16 protein-coding genes are annotated in these 19,531 nt (G+C 40.7%); 8 read left to right on the top strand and 8 right to left on the bottom strand.

From position 1 onward, the window contains the following. From G4D73_RS07060 to G4D73_RS07035, 6 genes are all read right to left on the bottom strand, one after another. On the bottom strand, positions 1-1,977 hold the full coding sequence (locus G4D73_RS07060) for a MacB family efflux pump subunit (protein WP_213687693.1): 1,977 nt from the start codon (positions 1,975-1,977) through the stop codon (positions 1-3). A gap of 2 nt (positions 1,978-1,979) precedes the next feature. Continuing rightward, positions 1,980-3,341: a MacA family efflux pump subunit gene (locus G4D73_RS07055; protein ID WP_213687692.1), complete on the bottom strand. Its 1,362-nt coding sequence runs from the start codon at positions 3,339-3,341 to the stop codon at positions 1,980-1,982. A gap of 124 nt (positions 3,342-3,465) precedes the next feature. Further along, the gene (holA, locus tag G4D73_RS07050) at positions 3,466-4,452 is read right to left on the bottom strand and encodes a DNA polymerase III subunit delta (protein ID WP_085064524.1); all 987 of its coding nucleotides are present in this window, start codon (positions 4,450-4,452) and stop codon (positions 3,466-3,468) included. A 9-nt stretch (positions 4,453-4,461) separates the two neighbouring features. Continuing rightward, positions 4,462-4,995, bottom strand: a complete 534-nt coding sequence (locus G4D73_RS07045) for a hypothetical protein (protein WP_005103222.1) — start codon at positions 4,993-4,995, stop codon at positions 4,462-4,464. Positions 4,996-5,202: 207 nt separating this feature from the next. Next, positions 5,203-7,824, bottom strand: a complete 2,622-nt coding sequence (gene leuS, locus G4D73_RS07040; RefSeq protein ID WP_213687691.1) for a leucine--tRNA ligase — start codon at positions 7,822-7,824, stop codon at positions 5,203-5,205. A gap of 123 nt (positions 7,825-7,947) precedes the next feature. Further along, complete coding sequence (locus G4D73_RS07035) at positions 7,948-8,301, bottom strand: DUF4124 domain-containing protein (RefSeq protein WP_213687690.1); 354 nt, start codon at positions 8,299-8,301, stop codon at positions 7,948-7,950. Positions 8,302-8,988: 687 nt separating this feature from the next. Here G4D73_RS07035 and G4D73_RS07030 point away from each other — a divergent pair. From G4D73_RS07030 to ilvC, 3 genes are all read left to right on the top strand, one after another. After that, positions 8,989-10,716 (top strand): acetolactate synthase 3 large subunit, encoded by a 1,728-nt coding sequence (locus G4D73_RS07030; RefSeq protein ID WP_180087092.1) that lies wholly within the window; start codon positions 8,989-8,991, stop codon positions 10,714-10,716. After that, a complete protein-coding gene (gene ilvN / locus G4D73_RS07025) occupies positions 10,713-11,204 on the top strand; it encodes an acetolactate synthase small subunit (RefSeq protein ID WP_004278369.1) in 492 nt (163 codons plus the stop codon). The genes G4D73_RS07030 and ilvN overlap by 4 nt, the downstream gene beginning before the upstream one ends. Before the next feature lie 106 nt (positions 11,205-11,310). Beyond that, the gene (gene ilvC / locus G4D73_RS07020; protein WP_004278368.1) at positions 11,311-12,327 is read left to right on the top strand and encodes a ketol-acid reductoisomerase; all 1,017 of its coding nucleotides are present in this window, start codon (positions 11,311-11,313) and stop codon (positions 12,325-12,327) included. A 454-nt stretch (positions 12,328-12,781) separates the two neighbouring features. On the opposite strand, the gene G4D73_RS07015 is transcribed toward ilvC, so the two are convergent. Further along, positions 12,782-13,756 (bottom strand): IS110 family transposase, encoded by a 975-nt coding sequence (locus G4D73_RS07015; RefSeq protein WP_213687689.1) that lies wholly within the window; start codon positions 13,754-13,756, stop codon positions 12,782-12,784. A 226-nt stretch (positions 13,757-13,982) separates the two neighbouring features. Between G4D73_RS07015 and G4D73_RS07010 the strand changes: the two genes are divergently transcribed. Further along, positions 13,983-14,360, top strand: coding sequence for a DUF2971 domain-containing protein (locus G4D73_RS07010; protein WP_228305201.1), 378 nt, complete (start codon positions 13,983-13,985; stop codon positions 14,358-14,360). Between the two features lie 5 nt (positions 14,361-14,365). Beyond that, the gene (locus G4D73_RS07005; RefSeq protein WP_228305200.1) at positions 14,366-14,827 is read left to right on the top strand and encodes a DUF2971 domain-containing protein; all 462 of its coding nucleotides are present in this window, start codon (positions 14,366-14,368) and stop codon (positions 14,825-14,827) included. A 30-nt stretch (positions 14,828-14,857) separates the two neighbouring features. Here G4D73_RS07005 and G4D73_RS15705 read toward each other — a convergent pair whose 3' ends face one another. Next, positions 14,858-15,082, bottom strand: a complete 225-nt coding sequence (locus tag G4D73_RS15705) for a helix-turn-helix domain-containing protein (RefSeq protein ID WP_373687391.1) — start codon at positions 15,080-15,082, stop codon at positions 14,858-14,860. A 710-nt stretch (positions 15,083-15,792) separates the two neighbouring features. Here G4D73_RS15705 and G4D73_RS06995 point away from each other — a divergent pair. From G4D73_RS06995 to G4D73_RS06985, 3 genes are all read left to right on the top strand, one after another. Then, positions 15,793-16,326 (top strand): hypothetical protein, encoded by a 534-nt coding sequence (locus tag G4D73_RS06995; RefSeq protein WP_071850440.1) that lies wholly within the window; start codon positions 15,793-15,795, stop codon positions 16,324-16,326. 77 nt (positions 16,327-16,403) lie between these two features. Beyond that, on the top strand, positions 16,404-17,108 hold the full coding sequence (locus G4D73_RS06990; protein WP_180038817.1) for a molecular chaperone: 705 nt from the start codon (positions 16,404-16,406) through the stop codon (positions 17,106-17,108). 22 nt (positions 17,109-17,130) lie between these two features. Next, complete coding sequence (locus G4D73_RS06985) at positions 17,131-19,467, top strand: fimbria/pilus outer membrane usher protein (RefSeq protein WP_180038816.1); 2,337 nt, start codon at positions 17,131-17,133, stop codon at positions 19,465-19,467. Positions 19,468-19,531: the final 64 nt, after the last annotated feature.

Below are 19,531 nucleotides of genomic sequence, written 5' to 3'. Positions count from 1 at the left end.
TTATTCGCGAGAGAGCGCATCGACTGGATTCAGACGAGCAGCGTTACGTGCCGGGATAAAGCCAAACACAATCCCGATCAGGCTTGAGCAGACAAAGGCCGCTACAATCGAAGTGGTTGAATACGCCATCTGGAAAGTACCGCCGGCAAAATGGGTAATTAATTGGCCAATCCCGAGGGAAAGCAGCACACCCAAAATACCGCCCAAGATACAGACCAGAACGGCTTCAATCAGGAATTGCTGCAAAATATCACTTTGACGGGCACCCACCGCCATACGCACACCAATTTCCTGAGTACGTTCGGTTACCGATACCAGCATGATATTCATTACGCCAATCCCGCCGACCACCAGTGAAATTACCGCAATTGCTGAAATCAGCAGAGTCATGGTCGCCGTGGTTTGCTGAATGGTTTCACGAATACTGTCGGCATTCTGGGTAAACACATCCTGCGCGCCATGTCGCTGTACCAGCAGATTCAGAATCGCATTTTCAGCCGCCGCACTTGGGTATTCATCCTTAATCCGCACAATGATGCTGCGAACATTGGATTGACCCAGCATACGGCTCATCACGGTGGAATACGGCAGATAGACATTCAGGCTGTCATTATTGCCCATCATGCCTTTTTGCGCGTCAATCACCCCGATAATCCGGCTCGGTACGCTCCCGAGTAAAATCACCTGACCCACCGGATTGGTGCCATCCTTAAAGAAGGTATTTTTGGTATTGGTGTCAATGACGACATCTTGCGCCTGTTGCATGATACTACTGCGGTCAAAAGGCTGACCGGACTGGAAGGTCATGCCACGCACATAGAAGAAATCCTCACTGACGCCGTTGACCGTGGTTGAAGCTTCGATTTCTTTATAACGGCCGGTGACACTGCTATTCACCGATGGGCTAACGCCATCGACATACGGTTGTTCAGCCAGCGCATCGGCATCGGCCGGAATCAGGGTTTTGGACTGTGAAGATCTGGAATTATCCCCAAAGCCTCGACCCTGAAATACGGTAATGGTATTGGTCCCCAGACTGCTGATATTTTCCAGAATCTGCTTTTGTGAGCCATTACCGAGTGCCACCACCGAGACCACCGAAGCAATACCGATAATGATTCCGAGCATGGTCAAGAAAGTCCGCATGCGATGTGCATTCATGGCCAGCAAGGCCATACGGAAAGCTTCACCGAGACGGTCAACTGCAGAACGCCATGAAGAAATCTTCTTTTGTTCACTGCGGATTAGCGGCTGTTTTTCCAGATGCTCTTCGACTTCAGGAACATTGGGCTGATCAGAAATAATATTGCCGTCCGAGATCTCGATAATCCGCGTCGCATTTTTCGCTACATTATGATCATGCGTGACCAGAATGATGGTATGACCTTTGGCATTCAGTTCACGCAAAATACGCATCACTTCAATACCGCTGTTCTTGTCCAATGCACCGGTCGGTTCATCGGCCAGAATCACGTCACCGCCATTCATTAGCGCACGGGCAATCGAAACCCGTTGCTGCTGACCACCAGAGAGCTGGCTCGGACGGTTCTGGGTTTTTTCACCCAGACCGAGATCAGTCAGAATCTTGACGGCTCGCGCATGCCGTTCAGATGAATCCGCACCGGCATAAATCGCAGGGACTTCGACATTGCCTGCTGCATTTAAATCGCCCAGCAGATGATAACGCTGAAAAATAAAGCCGAAATATTCACGGCGTAATTGCGCCAGTTCATCCGCTTCCAGTTCCCGGGTTTCACGGCCTTTGACCTTGTAGCTACCCGTGGTCGGTTTGTCCAGACAACCCAGAATGTTCATCAGGGTCGATTTACCGGAACCGGACTGACCGACAATCGCTACCAGTTCACCCGGATAAATCTCCAGATTCACCCCTTTTAAAATCTGGACCGTGCTTTCACCCGCAGGGAATTCACGAACCAGATTTTTCACCTCGAGGAGAGGCTGTTGTTGTGAATTCATGCTTACATTCTCATTGGGCCACGGCTATTGCCACCGCGTTTTGCTGCATCATTGGAGGTATCAGAACCATCGGCAATCACCACCTGATCACCACGTTTTAAACCTTTCAGCACTTGCGCAGTCGCGCGGTTATTCAAACCGATTAATACAGGGGTTGGTTTTGCAGTACCATCGGCTTGCAAGACACGAACCATGCCACGTTGTGCTTTACCTTGCTCAATCAATGCAAGTTCTGCTTCAGACAGGTTTAGACGCGCTGGACGTTCACCGGCAGGGCGATTGCCTTGAGCCGATTCAGCTTCAGGACGTGATGCCAGACTGCCTTCACCGCGAGAACCCTCACCACGCGCTTCACCACGATTGGCACGTGGCGAACGGTTTGAACCTTGAATGGCCGCAGCAGGAATGGTCAGTACATTTTTGGCTTCATCCAGCACGATATAAACTTGCGCCGTCATATCAATACGCAATTTTCCATCTTCATTCGGGACATCGAACAATGCGTTGTAATAAACCGCAGAACTTGACGATGAGCTTGATGTATTGCTATCGGTATTAATTGAATTGGGTGCAGGCTCAACTTGACGCAGTTTGGCGTAAATCTTTTTCTCGTTATTGCCTAAGGTAGTGAAATAAACCGTTTGACCTTCTTCAACTTTCATGACATCTGCTTCAGAAATTTCAGCTTTAATGGTCATGGTGTCCAGTTTTGCCAGTTTCACAATAGTCGGCGCACTCTGGTTGGCGTTTACAGTCTGACCTTCTTCGGTCACAATCGCCACAATCGTGCCATCCATCGGCGCCACAATCTGGGTGTAACCAAGATCTTCTTTGGCAGTCGCCAGCGTCAAACGCGACTGTTCAATCTGTGCATTGATGGCGGTGATATCCGCTTGCGCCGTTTTATAGTTCGCAAATGCCGATTCCAGCTCTGAGCGAGAAGTGGCATCCTGTGCATACATGGCTTTCTGACGGTTGTATTCAGCTTCAACTTTAGCCAAATTCGCCTGTCTTACTGCAAGTTGTGCCATCTGATTTTTAATGCTGGCTTCAGCGGTTTTTAAATCATTTTCCTGACGAACGGAGTCAATCCGCGCAATCAGCTGACCTTGCTTGACCTGATCGCCCAGTTCTACATACATTTTTCTGACCTGACCCGAAACCTGCGCCCCCACGCTGACCATCTTGGTCGCTTCCAGAATACCAGTCGCCAGTACAGAGCTTTCGATATCGCCTTGGGTGACTTCAGCCGTAATATATTGCGGAGGCTGTTCTTTGGGTTTGAGGAAGTACCACCCCGCAGCGATGAGCGCAATGGCAATCACGGCGGCCATAATCAATTTCGTCGGTTTTATTTTTGGCATGATCAATATCGGTTCAAAATCAGAGAATTGTGAACGATTATAAAAGCGAAATTAGGATAAATCGTGTATTTTTTTAAACTAATAGGAATGATTATTATTTTATTTTTCGAATTTTGACAAAGACTTAGTGAAATAGGGGCTTGCCACAGATACTGGAAATCGCCTGTAGTACCAAATGCTCCGGATTTTCATGTCCGAGTCCTTTAATTGAGGCATCAATTCTTAATAATAACCGCGGCCAGGCCAGAAAAGTCTGTGGGCTGAGACGGCGCAAGGCTTGTTGATATAACCCGACTTTGGTTTTCCAGATCCCGATTTGCAAGGCATTTTGCGGTTGTTCAAACAGCTGCATCAACAGACGCATTTCCTTGCTGAGACTCCATAAAATCAGGCTCATCGGTTCACCTGAAACGACTAGATACTGAAAAATTTTGATCGACTGGGAAAGATTACCTTGTAGCAGGGCATCGCTCAAATCATAGGTGCTATAACGTGACTGATCTTGTAAACATGCATATAAATGATCAACCTGAATGATATCGACTTCAGCAAAGGTATCGCTAACCCGCATCAGGCTGTTCTTTGCTGCAAGCAGGTTGTGCTCATGATGTTGTTCCAGCCATTGCCAGGCATCATTGGCTAAACGAATGCCGAGTTTTTCAGCTTCAATACCCAGAATCTGCTGCCGGTCTTTTGGATAATTGGCCACCAGCGAAACATTCACACCATTGGCATCAATCAGCTGAAAGAAACTGGATTTCAGGCTATTACTATCCTGTTTGGGCATCACCACCAACAGCAGGTTTTGTTCATTATGCTGCAAATAGTTTTTCAGTAACTTGATTGCGCTGGCATCCGGTTTGATATTGCCATGTACTTCAATCGCCAACTGGGTTGAAAACAGCGACAAGCTGTTCAAGGCATTAAAGACGGTTTTCCAGTCGGCGACCGAACTAATGTCATAGCGTTGACGTTCAATGTCCTGCTTTTGCCAGCTGGCCCGAAAGGCATCAATTAAATTCTGTTCCAGCAAAGGCTCTTGACCATGCAAGACCCAAGCACCGCGAGCTTCATCGACACGTTTCAGGGCTTGCAGATAATCAAGTTTCATAAAGAGGTCTTATTGAGCAGGTTGCGCTGAGGTATTTTGTTTGGCTAAGGGTAAGCGGTTCGATGAAATCTGACGCGCGATCTGCTGCGCCACATCATCAATAATGACCTGATTCAGATATTTTTGTTCCTGGTCATCGGTGTTGACCGTTTCAATATCATATTGATACGTACGTGTTGCCACGACAGTGCGTGGTTCAGTGATCGGATTGCCTTGTGCATCTTCAATCCGGAAAGTCACGTTTAAACGTAACAAGGTTTCAACTAGTTTACCGTTCAGTTCCAGACGGCGAGGGGTGTAATCCAGGACACGTAACACATAAGCATTGGGTGCATTACTCAGCTGTACGCCTGCAGCACCGAGGTAAACTGCCAGTTTCTCTTGCAGTTCTTCAGTATTGGGCGGTAAAGACAGGCTCATGACAGAGTAAGCAACAGGGGCGGAGCTCGGATTGGTTCCTTTCAGATGAAAGCCACAGCCGACTAAGCCTGCACTCAGACCACAAGTTAAAACAATTGCTGCTAAATGTTTGCCCAAATGCATGTGTTGCCCTCTATGCTTCCCGAAGGGGAATATTTGAAATCCTGAACTGGATTGTAAATTCAAAGCCCGTTGGCTGGCAACGGGCTTTGTTTGGGAATTGTGAAATCCTTCAGAAAATTCCTTCTCCCTCTGGGAGAAGGTTAGGATGAGGGGTTATATATTTACCTCTCCCTAGCCCTCTCCTGAGAGGAGAGGGAACTTAAGGATTTAAACCACCAAATTCACTAATTTATTCGGTACCACAATTTCTTTCTTGGTTGGACCCGTCAAGAATTGCTGAACTTCAGGCAATGCTTTGGCTTGAGCCAAGATGTCATCTTTAGAGGCATCTACAGATACTTCAAGCTTACCACGAAGCTTACCGTTCACTTGAACCACGATGGTTTGTGTATTACGTGTCAGCGCAGATTCATCTACCGCAGGGAATAAAGTTGAATTCAATTCAATCCCAAATTCAGCCAATAAAGTCTGGCTTAAATGCGGTGCAAATGGTGCAAGTAAAGTTAACAGCGTGGTAATTGATTCACGTGCAACCACAACGTCATTGTCATCTTGAGCTTCAAATTTGTTGTTAGCATTTAAAAGTTCCATCAATGCAGCAATGGCAGTGTTAAATGCATGACGACGTTCAATATCATCACCGACTTTTTGGATGGTTTCGTGTGTCTTACGACGCAAGTCTTGTGCAGCCGTAGACAGTGCCGCTTTGTCGATGTTTGATGCACCGTTACCTTTTTCAAGGAAGCCTGTTGCTAAACGCCATACACGTTTCAGGAAGCGGTTTGCACCCTCAACACCGGCATCAGACCATTCAAGTGATTGATCAGGTGGAGCCGCGAACATCATGAACACACGTGCCGTATCTGCGCCATACTGGTCAATAATCGATTGCGGGTCGATACCGTTATTTTTCGATTTCGACATTTTTTCCTGACCACCAACGATAACGTCTTGGCCATCTTCTTTATATTTGGCAGAAAGCACACGGCCTTTTTCGTCTTTTTCAAGCTCGATATCTGCCGGATTAAACCAGGTTTTCTTACCTGAGTCTGCTTCACGATAGAAGGTATCTGCTAGCACCATCCCTTGCGTTAACAAGTTAGTGAATGGTTCATTGCCTTGTACCACGCCTTCATCACGCATCAATTTGTGGAAGAAGCGTGCATAAAGTAAGTGCAGAATCGCGTGTTCAACACCACCGATGTATTGGTTCACAGGAAGCCAGGTTTGACCTGCTTCAGGTTTCACCATGCCACCCGTAAAGTCGGGAGATGCATAACGTGCATAGTACCAAGATGATTCCACGAAGGTATCCAGCGTATCTGTTTCACGACGAGCATCGCCACCACAGCTTGGGCATGACGTTTTGTAGAATTCAGGCATTTTGTTCAACGGGTTACCTGAACCATCTGGAACAACGTCAGTCGGAAGAACCACAGGAAGCTGCTCTTCAGGTACTGGCACTTGACCACATGATGGACAGTTAATCATTGGAATTGGACAACCCCAATAACGCTGACGAGATACACCCCAGTCACGTAAACGGAATTGAACTTTAGAACTTGCCAGGCCTGTTGGTTCTAATTTAGCAAGAAATGCATCGTATGCACCCTGAAAATCTAAACCGTCAAATTCGCCTGAATTAACCAGTTTACCGTCTTTAGAGCCGTACCATTCTTGCCATTGAGTCGCATCAAAGTCAGCATCATCTGCGCCTTTAGCATCAATCACTTGCTTGATGGTCAAGCTATATTTATTGGCAAATTCGAAGTCACGTTCATCATGTGATGGAACCGCCATCACTGCACCTGAACCATAAGACATCAATACATAGTTGGCGATCCAGACCGGAACTTCTTCGCCAGTCACAGGATGCTTCACAGAAAGACCGGTTGCCATGCCTTTCTTCTCGGCAGTCGCAAGATCCGCTTCTGCCACAGAACCCATACGGCATTCTTCAATGAATGCAGCCAATTCTGGGTTTGTTTCAGCCGCTTTCAGCGCCATCGGGTGTTCTGCTGCAACTGCAACATAGGTCACACCCATCAAGGTATCGGCACGGGTAGTGAATACCGTTAAACCGTCTGCATAGATTTCTGGATTTGCTGAAGGGAAGGTGATGTCCATCCCTTGTGAGCGGCCAATCCAGTTACGCTGCATGGTCAGGACCTGTTGTGGCCAGCCATCTTTAAGCGTGTCTAGGTCGTCAAGTAACTCTTGCGCATAATCGGTAATGCGGAAGTAGTACATTGGAATATCACGTTTTTCTACCAATGCACCTGAACGCCAGCCGCGACCATTTTCAACCTGTTCGTTGGCAAGAACAGTCTGATCAACTGGATCCCAGTTCACGGTTGAAAGCTTACGGTAGATCAAGCCTTTTTTATAAAGTTGAACAAATAACCATTGTTCCCAGCGATAGTATTCAGGGGTACAGGTCGCAAATTCGCGATCCCAGTCCACTGCAAGACCGAGTTTTTTTAACTGGTCGCGCATGTAAGCAATATTTTCAAATGTCCATTTTGCTGGTGCAACCTGATGTGCAATCGCTGCGTTTTCAGCAGGTAGACCGAAAGCATCCCAACCCATTGGTTGTAGGACCGTTTCACCTTTTAAGCGATGGAAACGGCTGATCACGTCACCAATCGTATAGTTACGCACATGACCCATATGCAGCTTGCCACTTGGGTAAGGGAACATCGAGAGAATATAACGACGTGGACCTTCTACTTTGTCGGCAACTTTAAAGGCTTTGCGAGATTCCCAATCCTGTTGGACTTGAGGCTCAATCGCACTGGCTTGATATTCGGAATCAATGTGAGTAGTCATAAACGTATCAGTGAATTACGGTGAAAAAAGTCTGTTGCACAGCATAGCGCAAAATGCACCTAAAAGTGAATTTTGCGCCGGCATTTCCCGAAGAAAAAACACGCTGTTCTATATGAAGCTGTCTTATAAAGCGACTGCACGATTTTTAGATTGCTGCAAAGCTTCGTTGGCTTCACGTTGTTGCTGGTCCTGATTCACAGGAACTTGAGGGGCTTGTTGCTGTTTTTCTTGGGATGTGTTCTCGGTTTGCACTTCAGTTTCAGTCGTTCTAGATGATGCTGGTGCTGAATTTTTCCAGCCATAGGTATCCACTGTGGTGGCTTTTTTCGCAGATTTCGGTGGTGGCGTCTTGGTATAATGCGTGACACCTTTCGCATCGACCCATTTATGATACTGGATCGCGGAAGCGCTGGTGCTACAGATGCTCAAAACAACTGCGCAACTCAAACTGAAGGCGGTTAAAAAAGATATTTTCATTGTTCTTGGGCCTCGGCTTGCTAGGCATGGAATACTGCAATTATTGTAGTGATATTTTCAGTAAAAATGATGGATTTTTATCTGCTTTATTCAAAGCTAACTGCTTAAATAAGCTCAATCTAGCGTATAAGAAATCAGAGACAAATCTTCGTATACAAAATTTATTGATAAACAATTTCCTTTCATTTAATAAAAATTCATTCATTTTTTTTATATAAGACATATTAAAAATTTATAAAATTAAACCATTAACTCTATGAATTTTATTGGATTAGATGAATAGACAAGACAGTCAATGCATGGCTATGAGCTGATATTGCTGTTAAAAACAGCAGATCTAGGCACTAGTAAGTATGGATTGTCTGTTTTTTAAACTTGACTTTAAAGCCTGAAAACACAAGAATGCTGCAATAGTTTTATATGCCTTAGATCGATCACCCTTCGACTAAGTGTCATTTCATGCAGTGGGCGATTTTTCTAGCCGAGAAATTGAACAAAGCTAAGCAAAATATGTTTATCCCAACATGTTTTAGATCCCGTATTGCTCGAACAGCGAAGAGATCAGATTTTTTTCCTATTGCTTTGAAAACTATGAAATTTGTGTGCTATAACAGTGCAGACAGTTAACAAACGAAACACTGCAAATGCCTCCCATTTGTGCAGTGAATAATATTAGGGTGAATCACGTTGGAACTTCTATCTGGTGGTGAAATGCTTGTTCGCGCATTAGCGGACGAAGGCGTTGAACATGTTTTTGGATACCCAGGCGGCGCAGTTCTTCATATTTATGATGCGCTATTTCAACAAGACAGAATCAATCATTATCTAGTACGTCACGAACAGGCTGCTGGTCACATGGCCGATGCTTACTCACGCGTGACAGGCAAGACCGGTGTTGTGCTGGTGACTTCAGGTCCGGGCGCAACCAACACGGTGACCCCAATTGCAACGGCCTATATGGACTCAATCCCGATGGTGATTTTGTCAGGTCAGGTTGCGAGTCATCTGATTGGTGAAGATGCATTTCAGGAAACCGATATGGTCGGTATTTCACGTCCTATCGTGAAACATAGCTTCCAGGTGCGTCATGCCAGCGAAATTCCTGTGATTATCAAGAAAGCCTTCTATATTGCGTCTTCAGGTCGTCCAGGTCCTGTAGTGATTGATATTCCAAAGGATGCGACCAATCCTGCAGAGAAATTTGCTTACGAATACCCAGAAAAAGTGAAGATGCGTTCGTATCAGCCACCGTTCCGTGGTCACTCAGGTCAAATTCGTAAAGCGATTGAAGAACTGATCCATGCTAAACGCCCAGTTATTTACTCAGGCGGTGGTGTGGTTCAAGGCAATGCTTCAGCACAGTTGACAGAGCTTGCGCATCTATTGGGTTATCCAGTGACCAATACCTTGATGGGTCTTGGCGCATTCCCGGGTGATGATGAACAGTTCATCGGTATGTTGGGTATGCACGGTACTTATGAAGCTAACATGACCATGCACAATGCAGATGTAATTCTGTGTGTGGGTGCGCGTTTCGATGACCGTGTGACCAACAATCCTGCAAAATTCTGTCCAAATGCTAAAGTCATTCATATAGATATCGACCCAGCGACAATCTCAAAAACCATTATGGCGCACATTCCAATTGTCGGTGCTGTAGAGCCTGTACTGAATGAGATGTTGAACCAGTTGAAACAGCTTAATGTTTCTAAGCCAAATCCTGAAGCGATTGCGGCATGGTGGAAACAGATCAATGAATGGCGCAAGGTTCATGGCGGTCGTTTTGAAGCGGGTGTTGATGGCGTGATGAAGCCACAACAAGTGGTTCAGGCATTGGATAAAGTGACCAATGGCGAAGCGATCATTACTTCTGATGTCGGTCAGCATCAGATGTTTGGTGCGATGTATTACAAATACAAACGTCCACGTCAATGGATCAACTCAGGTGGTCTAGGCACCATGGGTGTAGGCTTGCCGTATGCAATGGCTGCGAAGCTTGCATACCCGGAACAGCAAGTGGTGTGTATCACCGGTGAAGCATCGATTCAGATGTGTATCCAGGAACTGTCGACCTGTAAGCAATATGGCCTGAACGTCAAAATCCTGTGCCTGAATAACCAGTCTTTAGGGATGGTGAAGCAGTGGCAAGATATGAACTATGAAGGACGTCATTCAAGTTCTTATGTAGATTCATTGCCTGATTTTGCCAAACTGATGGAAGCCTATGGTCATGTCGGTATTCAGATTAATCATGCCGATGAACTAGAGTCGAAGCTTGCAGAAGCGATGGCAATTAACGACAAGTGCGTATTTATTAACGTTATGGTAGATCGTACCGAACACGTTTATCCGATGTTGATTGCGGGTCAATCGATGCAGGATATGTGGTTGGCTAAAGGGGAGCGCACGAAATGAGACATATTATCTCTGTACTCGTAGAAAACGAATCAGGCGCGCTTTCTCGTTTAGTGGGTTTGTTCTCACAGCGTGGCTACAACATCGAAACATTGAACGTTGCCCCGACTGAAGATCCAACACTTTCACGTTTGACATTGACCACTTATGGTGATGATCACAAGATTGAGCAAATTACCAAACAGCTTAACAAGCTGGTTGAAGTGGTGAAAGTGGTTGACCTGTCTGAAGGTGCACATATTGAGCGTGAATTGATGCTGATTAAAGTCAAAGCATTGGGTTCATCGCGTGACGAAATCAAACGTACGGCAGATATTTTCCGTGGTCAGATTGTCGATGTAACACCAACAACCTATACCATTCAAATCGCGGGTACCACTGAAAAAGTGGATGCGTTTATTGATGCACTTGCAGAACACACGATTTTAGAAGTGGTTCGTTCAGGTGTATCAGGTATCGCACGCGGCGAAAAAGTACTCACCATCTAAATTTTAAGTATTTCCTCATCTGAATAAGAAGAGGGTATCAGGCAATGTAAATTTAAGGGTCATTGCCTGATTTAACGGACAAACAAGCATTTAAGCGGAGACAGCAATGCAAATTTTTTACGATAAAGACTGTGACTTATCTATCATCCAATCTAAGAAAGTAGCGATCATTGGTTACGGTTCACAAGGCCACGCGCATGCGCTTAACCTGAAAGATTCTGGTGTTGACGTAACTGTAGGTTTACGTGCGAACTCTGCTTCTTGGAAGAAAGCTGAAAATTCAGGTCTTAAAGTTGCTGAAGTTCCTGCTGCTGTAGCACAAGCTGACGTAGTGATGATTTTGACTCCAGATGAGTTCCAATCTCAACTTTACCGTGACGTAATTGAGCCAAACATCAAGCAAGGCGCTACTTTAGCATTTGCTCATGGTTTCTCGATTCTTTATAACCAAGTTGTTCCACGTGCTGACTTAGACGTAATCATGGTTGCGCCTAAAGCTCCTGGTCACACAGTACGTTCTGAATACCAACGTGGTTCAGGTGTTCCTGACCTTATCGCGATTCACCAAGACGCTTCTGGTAATGCGCGTAACGTTGCTCTTTCTTACGCTTCAGGCGTAGGTGGCGGCCGTACAGGTATCATCGAAACTTCATTCCGTGAAGAAACTGAAACTGACCTTTTCGGTGAGCAAGCAGTTCTTTGTGGTGGTGCTGTTGAACTTGTTAAAATGGGCTTCGAAACTCTTGTTGAGGCTGGTTATGCTCCAGAAATGGCGTATTTCGAATGCCTACACGAACTTAAATTGATCGTTGACTTGATGTTCGAAGGCGGTATCGCGGACATGAACTACTCAGTGTCAAACAACGCTGAATACGGCGAATATGTAACGGGTACTGAAGTAATCAACGAACAGTCTCGTGAAGCAATGCGTAATGCGCTTAAACGTATTCAATCTGGCGAATACGCGAAGATGTTTATTCAAGAAGGTGCGTTGAACTACCCATCTATGACTGCTCGTCGTCGTCAAAATGCTGCTCATGGTATCGAAGTTACTGGTAACAAGTTACGTGCGATGATGCCTTGGATTCAAGCGAACAAAATTGTAGATAAAGAAAAGAACTAAGGTTTCGTGCCTTAAAAAGAGGAAAGCAGCGCTTGCCTCTTTTTTCGTACCTTGGATCCAAGCAAACAAAATCGTAGATAAAGAGAAAAACTAATTTCTCGAATCAATTGATTTGAATGCGAAAACCCACTTAATTTGAGTGGGTTTTTTATTTCTATGTTTACGTGCCTTAAAAAATGGGGAAAGCAGTGCTTTCCCATTTTTTAATATCTTGGAGCCAAGCAAACAAAATCGTTGATAAATAGAAAAACCAATCTCTTAATTGGCTGATTTTTATGCTATAAAGGCCCTGCCAAAGCGGGGTTTTTTATTGGATAAGAATAATAGACCTCTTGCGAAAGTATTATTTTAGACTTTGATATTTATTTAAAAATCAACGCTTATCACTGATTAAATTTTGACTAACGCAAGAGATACCGTCTGAAACGTCAAGCAAATTATCGAAAATTCATGCTCAATAATCTGCTTGATAAGGCTGTTGGTGTTTGAGTACACCATAACAAAGATGAACCAACTTTCTCATTGCAGCTCCAATCGCCATCATTTTGGTTTTACCATTAGCTAATAATCTTTCATTCATCCCTTTAATATGAGGATTATGCCGAGTTGCGACAATGGCTGCCATATATAAACCGGCACGTATTTTGGAAGAGCCCGCTTTGGATAAATGGCTTCTGCCATGAATGGAGCTACCTGACTGCTTTTGAGTGGGCACCAAGCCAACAAAGGCGGCCGCTTGACTAGCTCTTTCAAAAGTATGACTGCGCAAGAAACTGAGCATTAATAAACTAGTTCGATCTGCAATGGCTGGAATACTGCTGAGCAGTTCTTTATCATTTTTTAAATCAGGATTCTGATCAATGTGATCATCAATTTGTTGGTCGATACCCTGAACATGTTTGTTTAACTGTTCAATACTCTTGTAGAGAGACTGAAGTACAGGTTCCATCGTGAAGGTAGACTCTGCTTTTTCCAAACGATTCTTTTCACGTTGTAAATCTTCACAAAGAACAGCTCTTCTATCCAGTAAAGCATTCAGCAATTGAATATGTTTGGGTAAAGGTTGCCAAAAATGTAGATTGGCAGTCATCGCAAATCGAGCTAGAACCTCACTATCTACCTTGTCTGTTTTATTCAGCTTAGACATACTCTGAGCAAAATATCGAGCTCTGGCAGGATTGGTTATAGAGACTTGATAGCCCTCATCAAATAAATATTTAGCCAAGAGTTCATGATAAATAGATGTTGCTTCCATTAAGATAATGGTCTGCGTAGAAGTTGCAGCATGCTGGTTTAGCCAGATTTGAAGTTGCTCAAAACCTTTTGGTGTATTTGAAAAAGTTTTGGTTTTCTTTTTATTTGCAGAATTTTCTAAAATTAAACAGCAATCAATTTTAGCTTTAGCAACATCAATACCAAGATAAAACATAATCTTTACCTGCTTTAATTATTCAATTATTGTTTTAGCATAAGCACCGTCTTTTCTTGTGAATGCAGCATCAAAGTGCTTAGTTACCGTCCAGAGTTGTGCAAGTGGTTAGGGCAAATTGTAGGTTTTATCTCTTGCACAGACTAAAAGTCTTAGGTCTATTACAAACTCTACAATTTGCATATAGTGGAAGCTAATCACTACAACCTCCAAGATACAAGGTCTAATGATTTTATATAAATATGTTGGCTTTGATGCTGGTTTAAAAATATTAGAAACAAGTACTTTAGGCTTTTCTTTGCCGCGCGATTTTAATGATCCATTTGAGGTGACGGCTTTAGCTTTAATGGGGGAAACGGTAAATGTTGGTGTAGAAACGCAAGCTGTAAGAAGTCGGTTTATCAATAAATATGCAGTATTGTCTTTAACTCGAGCCCCCTTAAATCCTTTAATGTGGTCTCATTATGCAGATAGTCATAAAGGAATGGTGATCGGGATTGATATAGAGAAGGCAGGTTTAGAAAGTTTTGAAAATTATACGATACCTGCTCAGAGAGGAGAGATAATTTATGTGAATACAGTGCCACAACAATTAATTCAATAGATGCCGTGCAATTAATGCAAATTGGAAGTAAGCATCATATATGGTGGGAATCTCATGAGAGATTACTAAAACATGCTGTTCTTTATAAGCAATTATGTTGGGCGTATGAAGAGGAGGTTAGGGTAATGAAATGTTTGGGGAGTGAGGAATACCATTCTTATCATTCAAAGGAAGATAAGAGATTTGAGTTGGATGGAGAGCAGTGGGAAAGAAAATATATTGGTTCAAGAAGTATATTCTTAAAAAGCATCCCATCAGATGCATTTGTTGAGATATATCTTGGGGAAAATAGTTATCGTGATCAAAGAAGGAAGTATGATAATTTAATCGATGGTTATAAAGTTCCTAAAATTTTACAGTTAAAAGAATTTAGTCGGAATAATAATATTGAATTATTCACTGTTTTAGTTGATACAGAAACATGGTCTTTAAAAAGAAAAATTATTAATTCAGTTGATTTAGATTAAATAGCTGTAATTGTGGTAGCGGTTCATATATTAGAGTTCTTTTATAAATTGTATTAGTTCAGACTTGATCAGCCAATCTTTGACATGACCTACAATTCTTGAGGCTGTTGGCTCTGAAACTCCGTAACTCGTAGTAACGTGAAATAAGGTTCGGTATTCTCGCCAATAGCTTAGACAGAGCAGAATCTGATCCTTAATACTTAACTTGGGCGGTCTGCCTTGAGTTAAAACATGTTTCTTCAATTGATCAACCATTGAATAAAAAGTTGACCATGATATGCCTGTATATCGCTTAAACTGTGTTTCTGAAAACTTTTTGAATCGATGTGTTTCATTCATAAATTAGGCACGAATGCCAAGAAAATTAGAGGACGAATATTAAGCAAAATAGTGTTCAATTTTTATTTATGAAAGAAGATTATTGTATATTAACATATTGTTTTTTTAGTTAATTTATATTAATTATTGCTTTTTAGAAAGTTTTTCATAGCTAAGAAAAGTCTTGATGTGTGAAAAAGAAAGCAAAAGTTTCGACAAAATCACACATTTCTTAAATAAAGTTGCATAATTTACAACTATTTGTAAATTTCGTAACTTTGTTTTATTTTTTTGTAAGTTAAGGTAAATTATAAAAAAATAATAAAATTAGTGGTTTAATTGTTTTTTATAAAATTTAAAGATTATTTTATTCTTTTTATTTGACATAGTTAGAAATATTTTTAAATTGTATCAATTTATTTTTTGTCTTAACCTTTTATAAGTATAGGATTAAATTTTTTAAAAAAATAAAAAACCAAAAATAGAGAGTAGTATTGTGAATAATAAACTTTTGCATATTTTTAGGTCAAAGATAATAAGATAAGTTAACGGTTACTTAACTTTACTCATAATAATAAGAGTTAAAGCGTAATCGTTAAAATAACTACATATACATATTCTTTTATTAAAAAGAAATGGAGAAAATCATGAACAAAATTACACAATCGGCATTAGCGGCATTAGTTCTTGGTGCTTGTTCTACGGCATCTTTTGCAGAAGATGAAGCAGCTCGAGGTGGTTATCATCCTCCTAAACCACCAATTGACTGGAGTAAATGTAATACTTTAGGCTGTGAAAAAGAAATTCCAATTTCACTTAAAATTAATAAGAAATGTGTTTTAACTGGTGGAAATGCAATAGTATTATCTGCTGCTGGTGGAACCCAAACTACAAATTATTCAATTACAACAAATACCCCTTATGTTCTAAATTTACAAACTGCAAATGCCGGTGCTAATAATACTACGTTTGTTAAACATGAAACAGATGCATCTAAAACAATTGCTACAACAATTGTGACGACTAAACAAGGTGCTGCAGGTGCTGTTCCATTTGGTAATTCAAATCATGCTGGTCAAGCAGTTGATAATTATACACTTGCAGTTACCAATACTGCAGTTGATGCTACACAGTTAGCAGGTAATTATACCGATCGCTATCTAATTAAAGCTTACTACTAATTTATTTTAATCAACCTAACCTGATATTTATGTTGGGTTAGGTTGCCTCATTATACTTTTAAATGGAAAATTATAATATGAGAAAAACAACTATATTATTTTTTTTATCTTTTTTTTATTTTTCTGGCGGGAAGGCGGATGTTGCAATTGATCCAGTGCAAATGTATATATTTAATGATAAAAAACAAAAAACAACAACACTTACTTTAGAGTCTATAAATGAAGTAGAAAAAAAGATATTTGAGGTGAAAGCATTTAAATGGGATCAAAATGATAAAGGTGAAGATGTGTTGGAGAAGGATGATACTCTTATAATTAATCCAAGAAATTTTATTTTAAAACCTAATGGGAAACAAGTTATACGTGTTGGTTTTAATCGTCCAATAGTATCTGTATTGGATGGTCGGGAAGAGGGTGCCTGGCGCATTGTAATTGAGGAATTACCTCAACCTGTAAAAGAATCATCTATTACTTTCTTGATGAATTTTAACCTGCCATTATTTATTGGAAAGCAAGATAACTTAAAATTAAATTTTAATATTGAGAATGATAAGCTTATAGTTAAAAATAAAGCAGAATCTCATATTCAAATTTCAAAGTTACAAATTTTAGATTCTAATAAGAAAGAAGTTTTTACTAGTAATAATATGAAATATGCACTTAAAGATAAGAGTATTTTTTATGAGTTGGAAGGCGTTAAAATAAATAATCCTCGTAATTATTTTGTTAAAGTAATGACAGATAAGTCGCATGAGGAAATAGAGTTAAAGCTTATGGATTAAAATTATAATTAAGGATTATATTATGCAGTTAAATAGAAAAATAATTATTCTAGTTAATATTTTATTCTTATGTAATGCTAATGCTAACCAGAATCCTGATGATGAATTTTTTGCTAATCTTTGGATAAACGAGCTTGATCATAATATAGATATTATTTTAATAAAAAGTGATGATAATTTTTACATAGAGTGCAATATATTGTCGGAACGAGATATTGATATATCTAAATTATCAAAAATGGCTTCTCGGGATGAGTTTTGTCTTATTTCGGACCGGAATATTCAATCTAATTTCGATGCCTCTAAGCAAACAATTAATCTCACCATACCTACCCAACTGTTTAAATCAAGTACACAGATCTCCCAGTTGCAGACTATGCCAGAGAGAGCCAGTTTTGGAGGTTTCGTAAATTATGATTTTACCTATTTAAATTCAAAAATAGACAGAGAAACGAATTCTTTATATAACGGCCTGACAGATCTGGGTGTCTTTAAAGACTATTGGATTTTTAAGAACTCAATAGCATATTATAATCATCCTTTGAATGAGTATTTTACTCGACTCAGCACTAGTATTGACTTTGAATTTCCTAAAAGTATGACTCAGCTTACTTTAGGAGATACAACTACAGTATATAATCCATTAATTAATTCTTTACGTTTTGCCGGTTTAAACTGGGGAACTAATTTTACTGAGCGACCAAATTTTATTTATTGGAATACTCCAATCTTACAGGGAAGTGCGCGTGTTCCTTCTACAGTTGATTTGTATATTAATGGGGTAAGTATATATAGCCAAAGAGTCAGTCCTGGTGATTTCAATCTTCAAACTGGTGCACAAATTCAACAGGCAGGAAATGCACAAATTATTGTTGAAGATGTATTAGGGAATAGGAGTGTACAAAGTTTTCCTATTCTGGTGACGAATCGGCTATTAAGATCTGATCTTAGTGAATATAATGTTTCATTAGGAAAGTTGCGTTATAACTATAATATAGAAAGTAATGACTATCGTAATTTTTTCTCTAACCTTTATTATCGTTATGGGGTATCTAATTGGACAACACTTGGTTCTAATTTTTCTTATAGCGAAGACTTGCAAAATTTAGGCTTTCTATGGACTCAAGCTATTAGTCATTATTTGGTTTTGGATAGTGTAGTTCAAGCTTCACACGATGAACTTAATAATTTTAATTATTCATATGGATTATCTGCTGCAAAGGATTTCGGAAGAGTTTCACTTGGTGCAAGTGCGAAATATACAGAAAGAGATTTTAAATATTTAGGTGATGACCTGGATAATTTTTATAGTTATCCTAAGTATGAATATTTAATTTATGGGGGAATGAGCAATATTCCTCTCTTGCATAATATTTATTTGAATTATGCTGCCCAGAGTTTTCATCAGCAAGAAATGCGCGTGGAAGATGAGATTCCTTCATTTTTTCAAAATGATCGTAAAACTTTAAATTTAGGGTTTAATCGTCGGCTAGGTAGGAAGGGAAGCCTAGGTTTGAGTTATTTTAGCTCATTTGGTGATGATCGGGATTCTGGAGTTGTCTTATCACTTAGCTATAGTTTTGATGATGATAAAGCAGTTTATTTTAGTCATTCAACAGATGAAAGAACTAAATTGCAATTTGTAAAAAGTAATCCTAATCAGGTTGGATTTGACTATGAAACAGGTGTAAATAGACTCGAAGATGAAACACTATATAATTTCAATGGGCGATTGAAAACAGATGTTGGGGATTTAGGTTTTTATCATATAGAGGGAGATAATGAGTCTGAATCACAATTAAACTATCGTGGTGCGGTTGTTTTTCTTAATAATAAATTCAATTTTACCAAGTTGGTTGATAATGCATTTTCTGTTGTTAGTGTGGGAGATTATCAGGATGTCGATGTTTTAAGGTCTTTATCTGTAGTAGATAAAACGAATAAGAAAGGCTATACCTTTGTTCATGATATTATTCCTTATGTAAATTATGATATTGGTTTTGATCAGAATCAATTACCAGTCGAAGCTAAGATTCCTTATGCAACCAAGAGGCTTACTGCTTTAGATCAGCGGGGGTATATTATTAATTTCCCTATATATAATACAAAACAGGTCACGATTTTGCCTGTAGATAGTAATAATCATAAATTCACAGCCGGTTCAGAGTTATATATCGATAATGATGGTGGGGAGGTTTATCCTATCTCATCGGACGGTACGGTCACTCTATATGGGCTTATTCCAAATACTTACAATATTAAAATCATCAGCACCGAATCTAAAACTTGCTTTGCACAATTGACGGTTACAGAAAATCAAAAAGAAGAAAGCGGACTATCTACGCTTATCTGTAAATAAAGGATGAAAAATAATGAAACTTAAATTTACTGTACTTGTGTTCTCTCTATTATTCACCAGTCTA

It is taken from the genome of Acinetobacter sp. WY4 (genome assembly GCF_018438165.1).
Taxonomy (GTDB): Bacteria; Pseudomonadota; Gammaproteobacteria; order Pseudomonadales; family Moraxellaceae; genus Acinetobacter.
This window is presented reverse-complemented; position numbering and strand designations above follow the sequence as displayed.

Coding starts and splice junctions, on each gene's coding strand:
- leuS (WP_213687691.1), bottom strand. CDS start 7,824: ATGACTACTCACATTGATTCCGAATATCAAGCCAGTGCGATTGAGCCT.
- G4D73_RS06995 (WP_071850440.1), top strand. CDS start 15,793: ATGAACAAAATTACACAATCGGCATTAGCGGCATTAGTTCTTGGTGCT.
- G4D73_RS06985 (WP_180038816.1), top strand. CDS start 17,131: ATGCAGTTAAATAGAAAAATAATTATTCTAGTTAATATTTTATTCTTA.
- G4D73_RS07045 (WP_005103222.1), bottom strand. CDS start 4,995: ATGCATTTGGGCAAACATTTAGCAGCAATTGTTTTAACTTGTGGTCTG.
- G4D73_RS06990 (WP_180038817.1), top strand. CDS start 16,404: ATGAGAAAAACAACTATATTATTTTTTTTATCTTTTTTTTATTTTTCT.
- G4D73_RS07010 (WP_228305201.1), top strand. CDS start 13,983: ATGATTTTATATAAATATGTTGGCTTTGATGCTGGTTTAAAAATATTA.
- holA (WP_085064524.1), bottom strand. CDS start 4,452: ATGAAACTTGATTATCTGCAAGCCCTGAAACGTGTCGATGAAGCTCGC.
- G4D73_RS07060 (WP_213687693.1), bottom strand. CDS start 1,977: ATGAATTCACAACAACAGCCTCTCCTCGAGGTGAAAAATCTGGTTCGT.
- ilvC (WP_004278368.1), top strand. CDS start 11,311: ATGCAAATTTTTTACGATAAAGACTGTGACTTATCTATCATCCAATCT.
- G4D73_RS07015 (WP_213687689.1), bottom strand. CDS start 13,756: ATGTTTTATCTTGGTATTGATGTTGCTAAAGCTAAAATTGATTGCTGT.
- ilvN (WP_004278369.1), top strand. CDS start 10,713: ATGAGACATATTATCTCTGTACTCGTAGAAAACGAATCAGGCGCGCTT.
- G4D73_RS07055 (WP_213687692.1), bottom strand. CDS start 3,341: ATGCCAAAAATAAAACCGACGAAATTGATTATGGCCGCCGTGATTGCC.
- G4D73_RS15705 (WP_373687391.1), bottom strand. CDS start 15,082: ATGGTTGATCAATTGAAGAAACATGTTTTAACTCAAGGCAGACCGCCC.
- G4D73_RS07035 (WP_213687690.1), bottom strand. CDS start 8,301: ATGAAAATATCTTTTTTAACCGCCTTCAGTTTGAGTTGCGCAGTTGTT.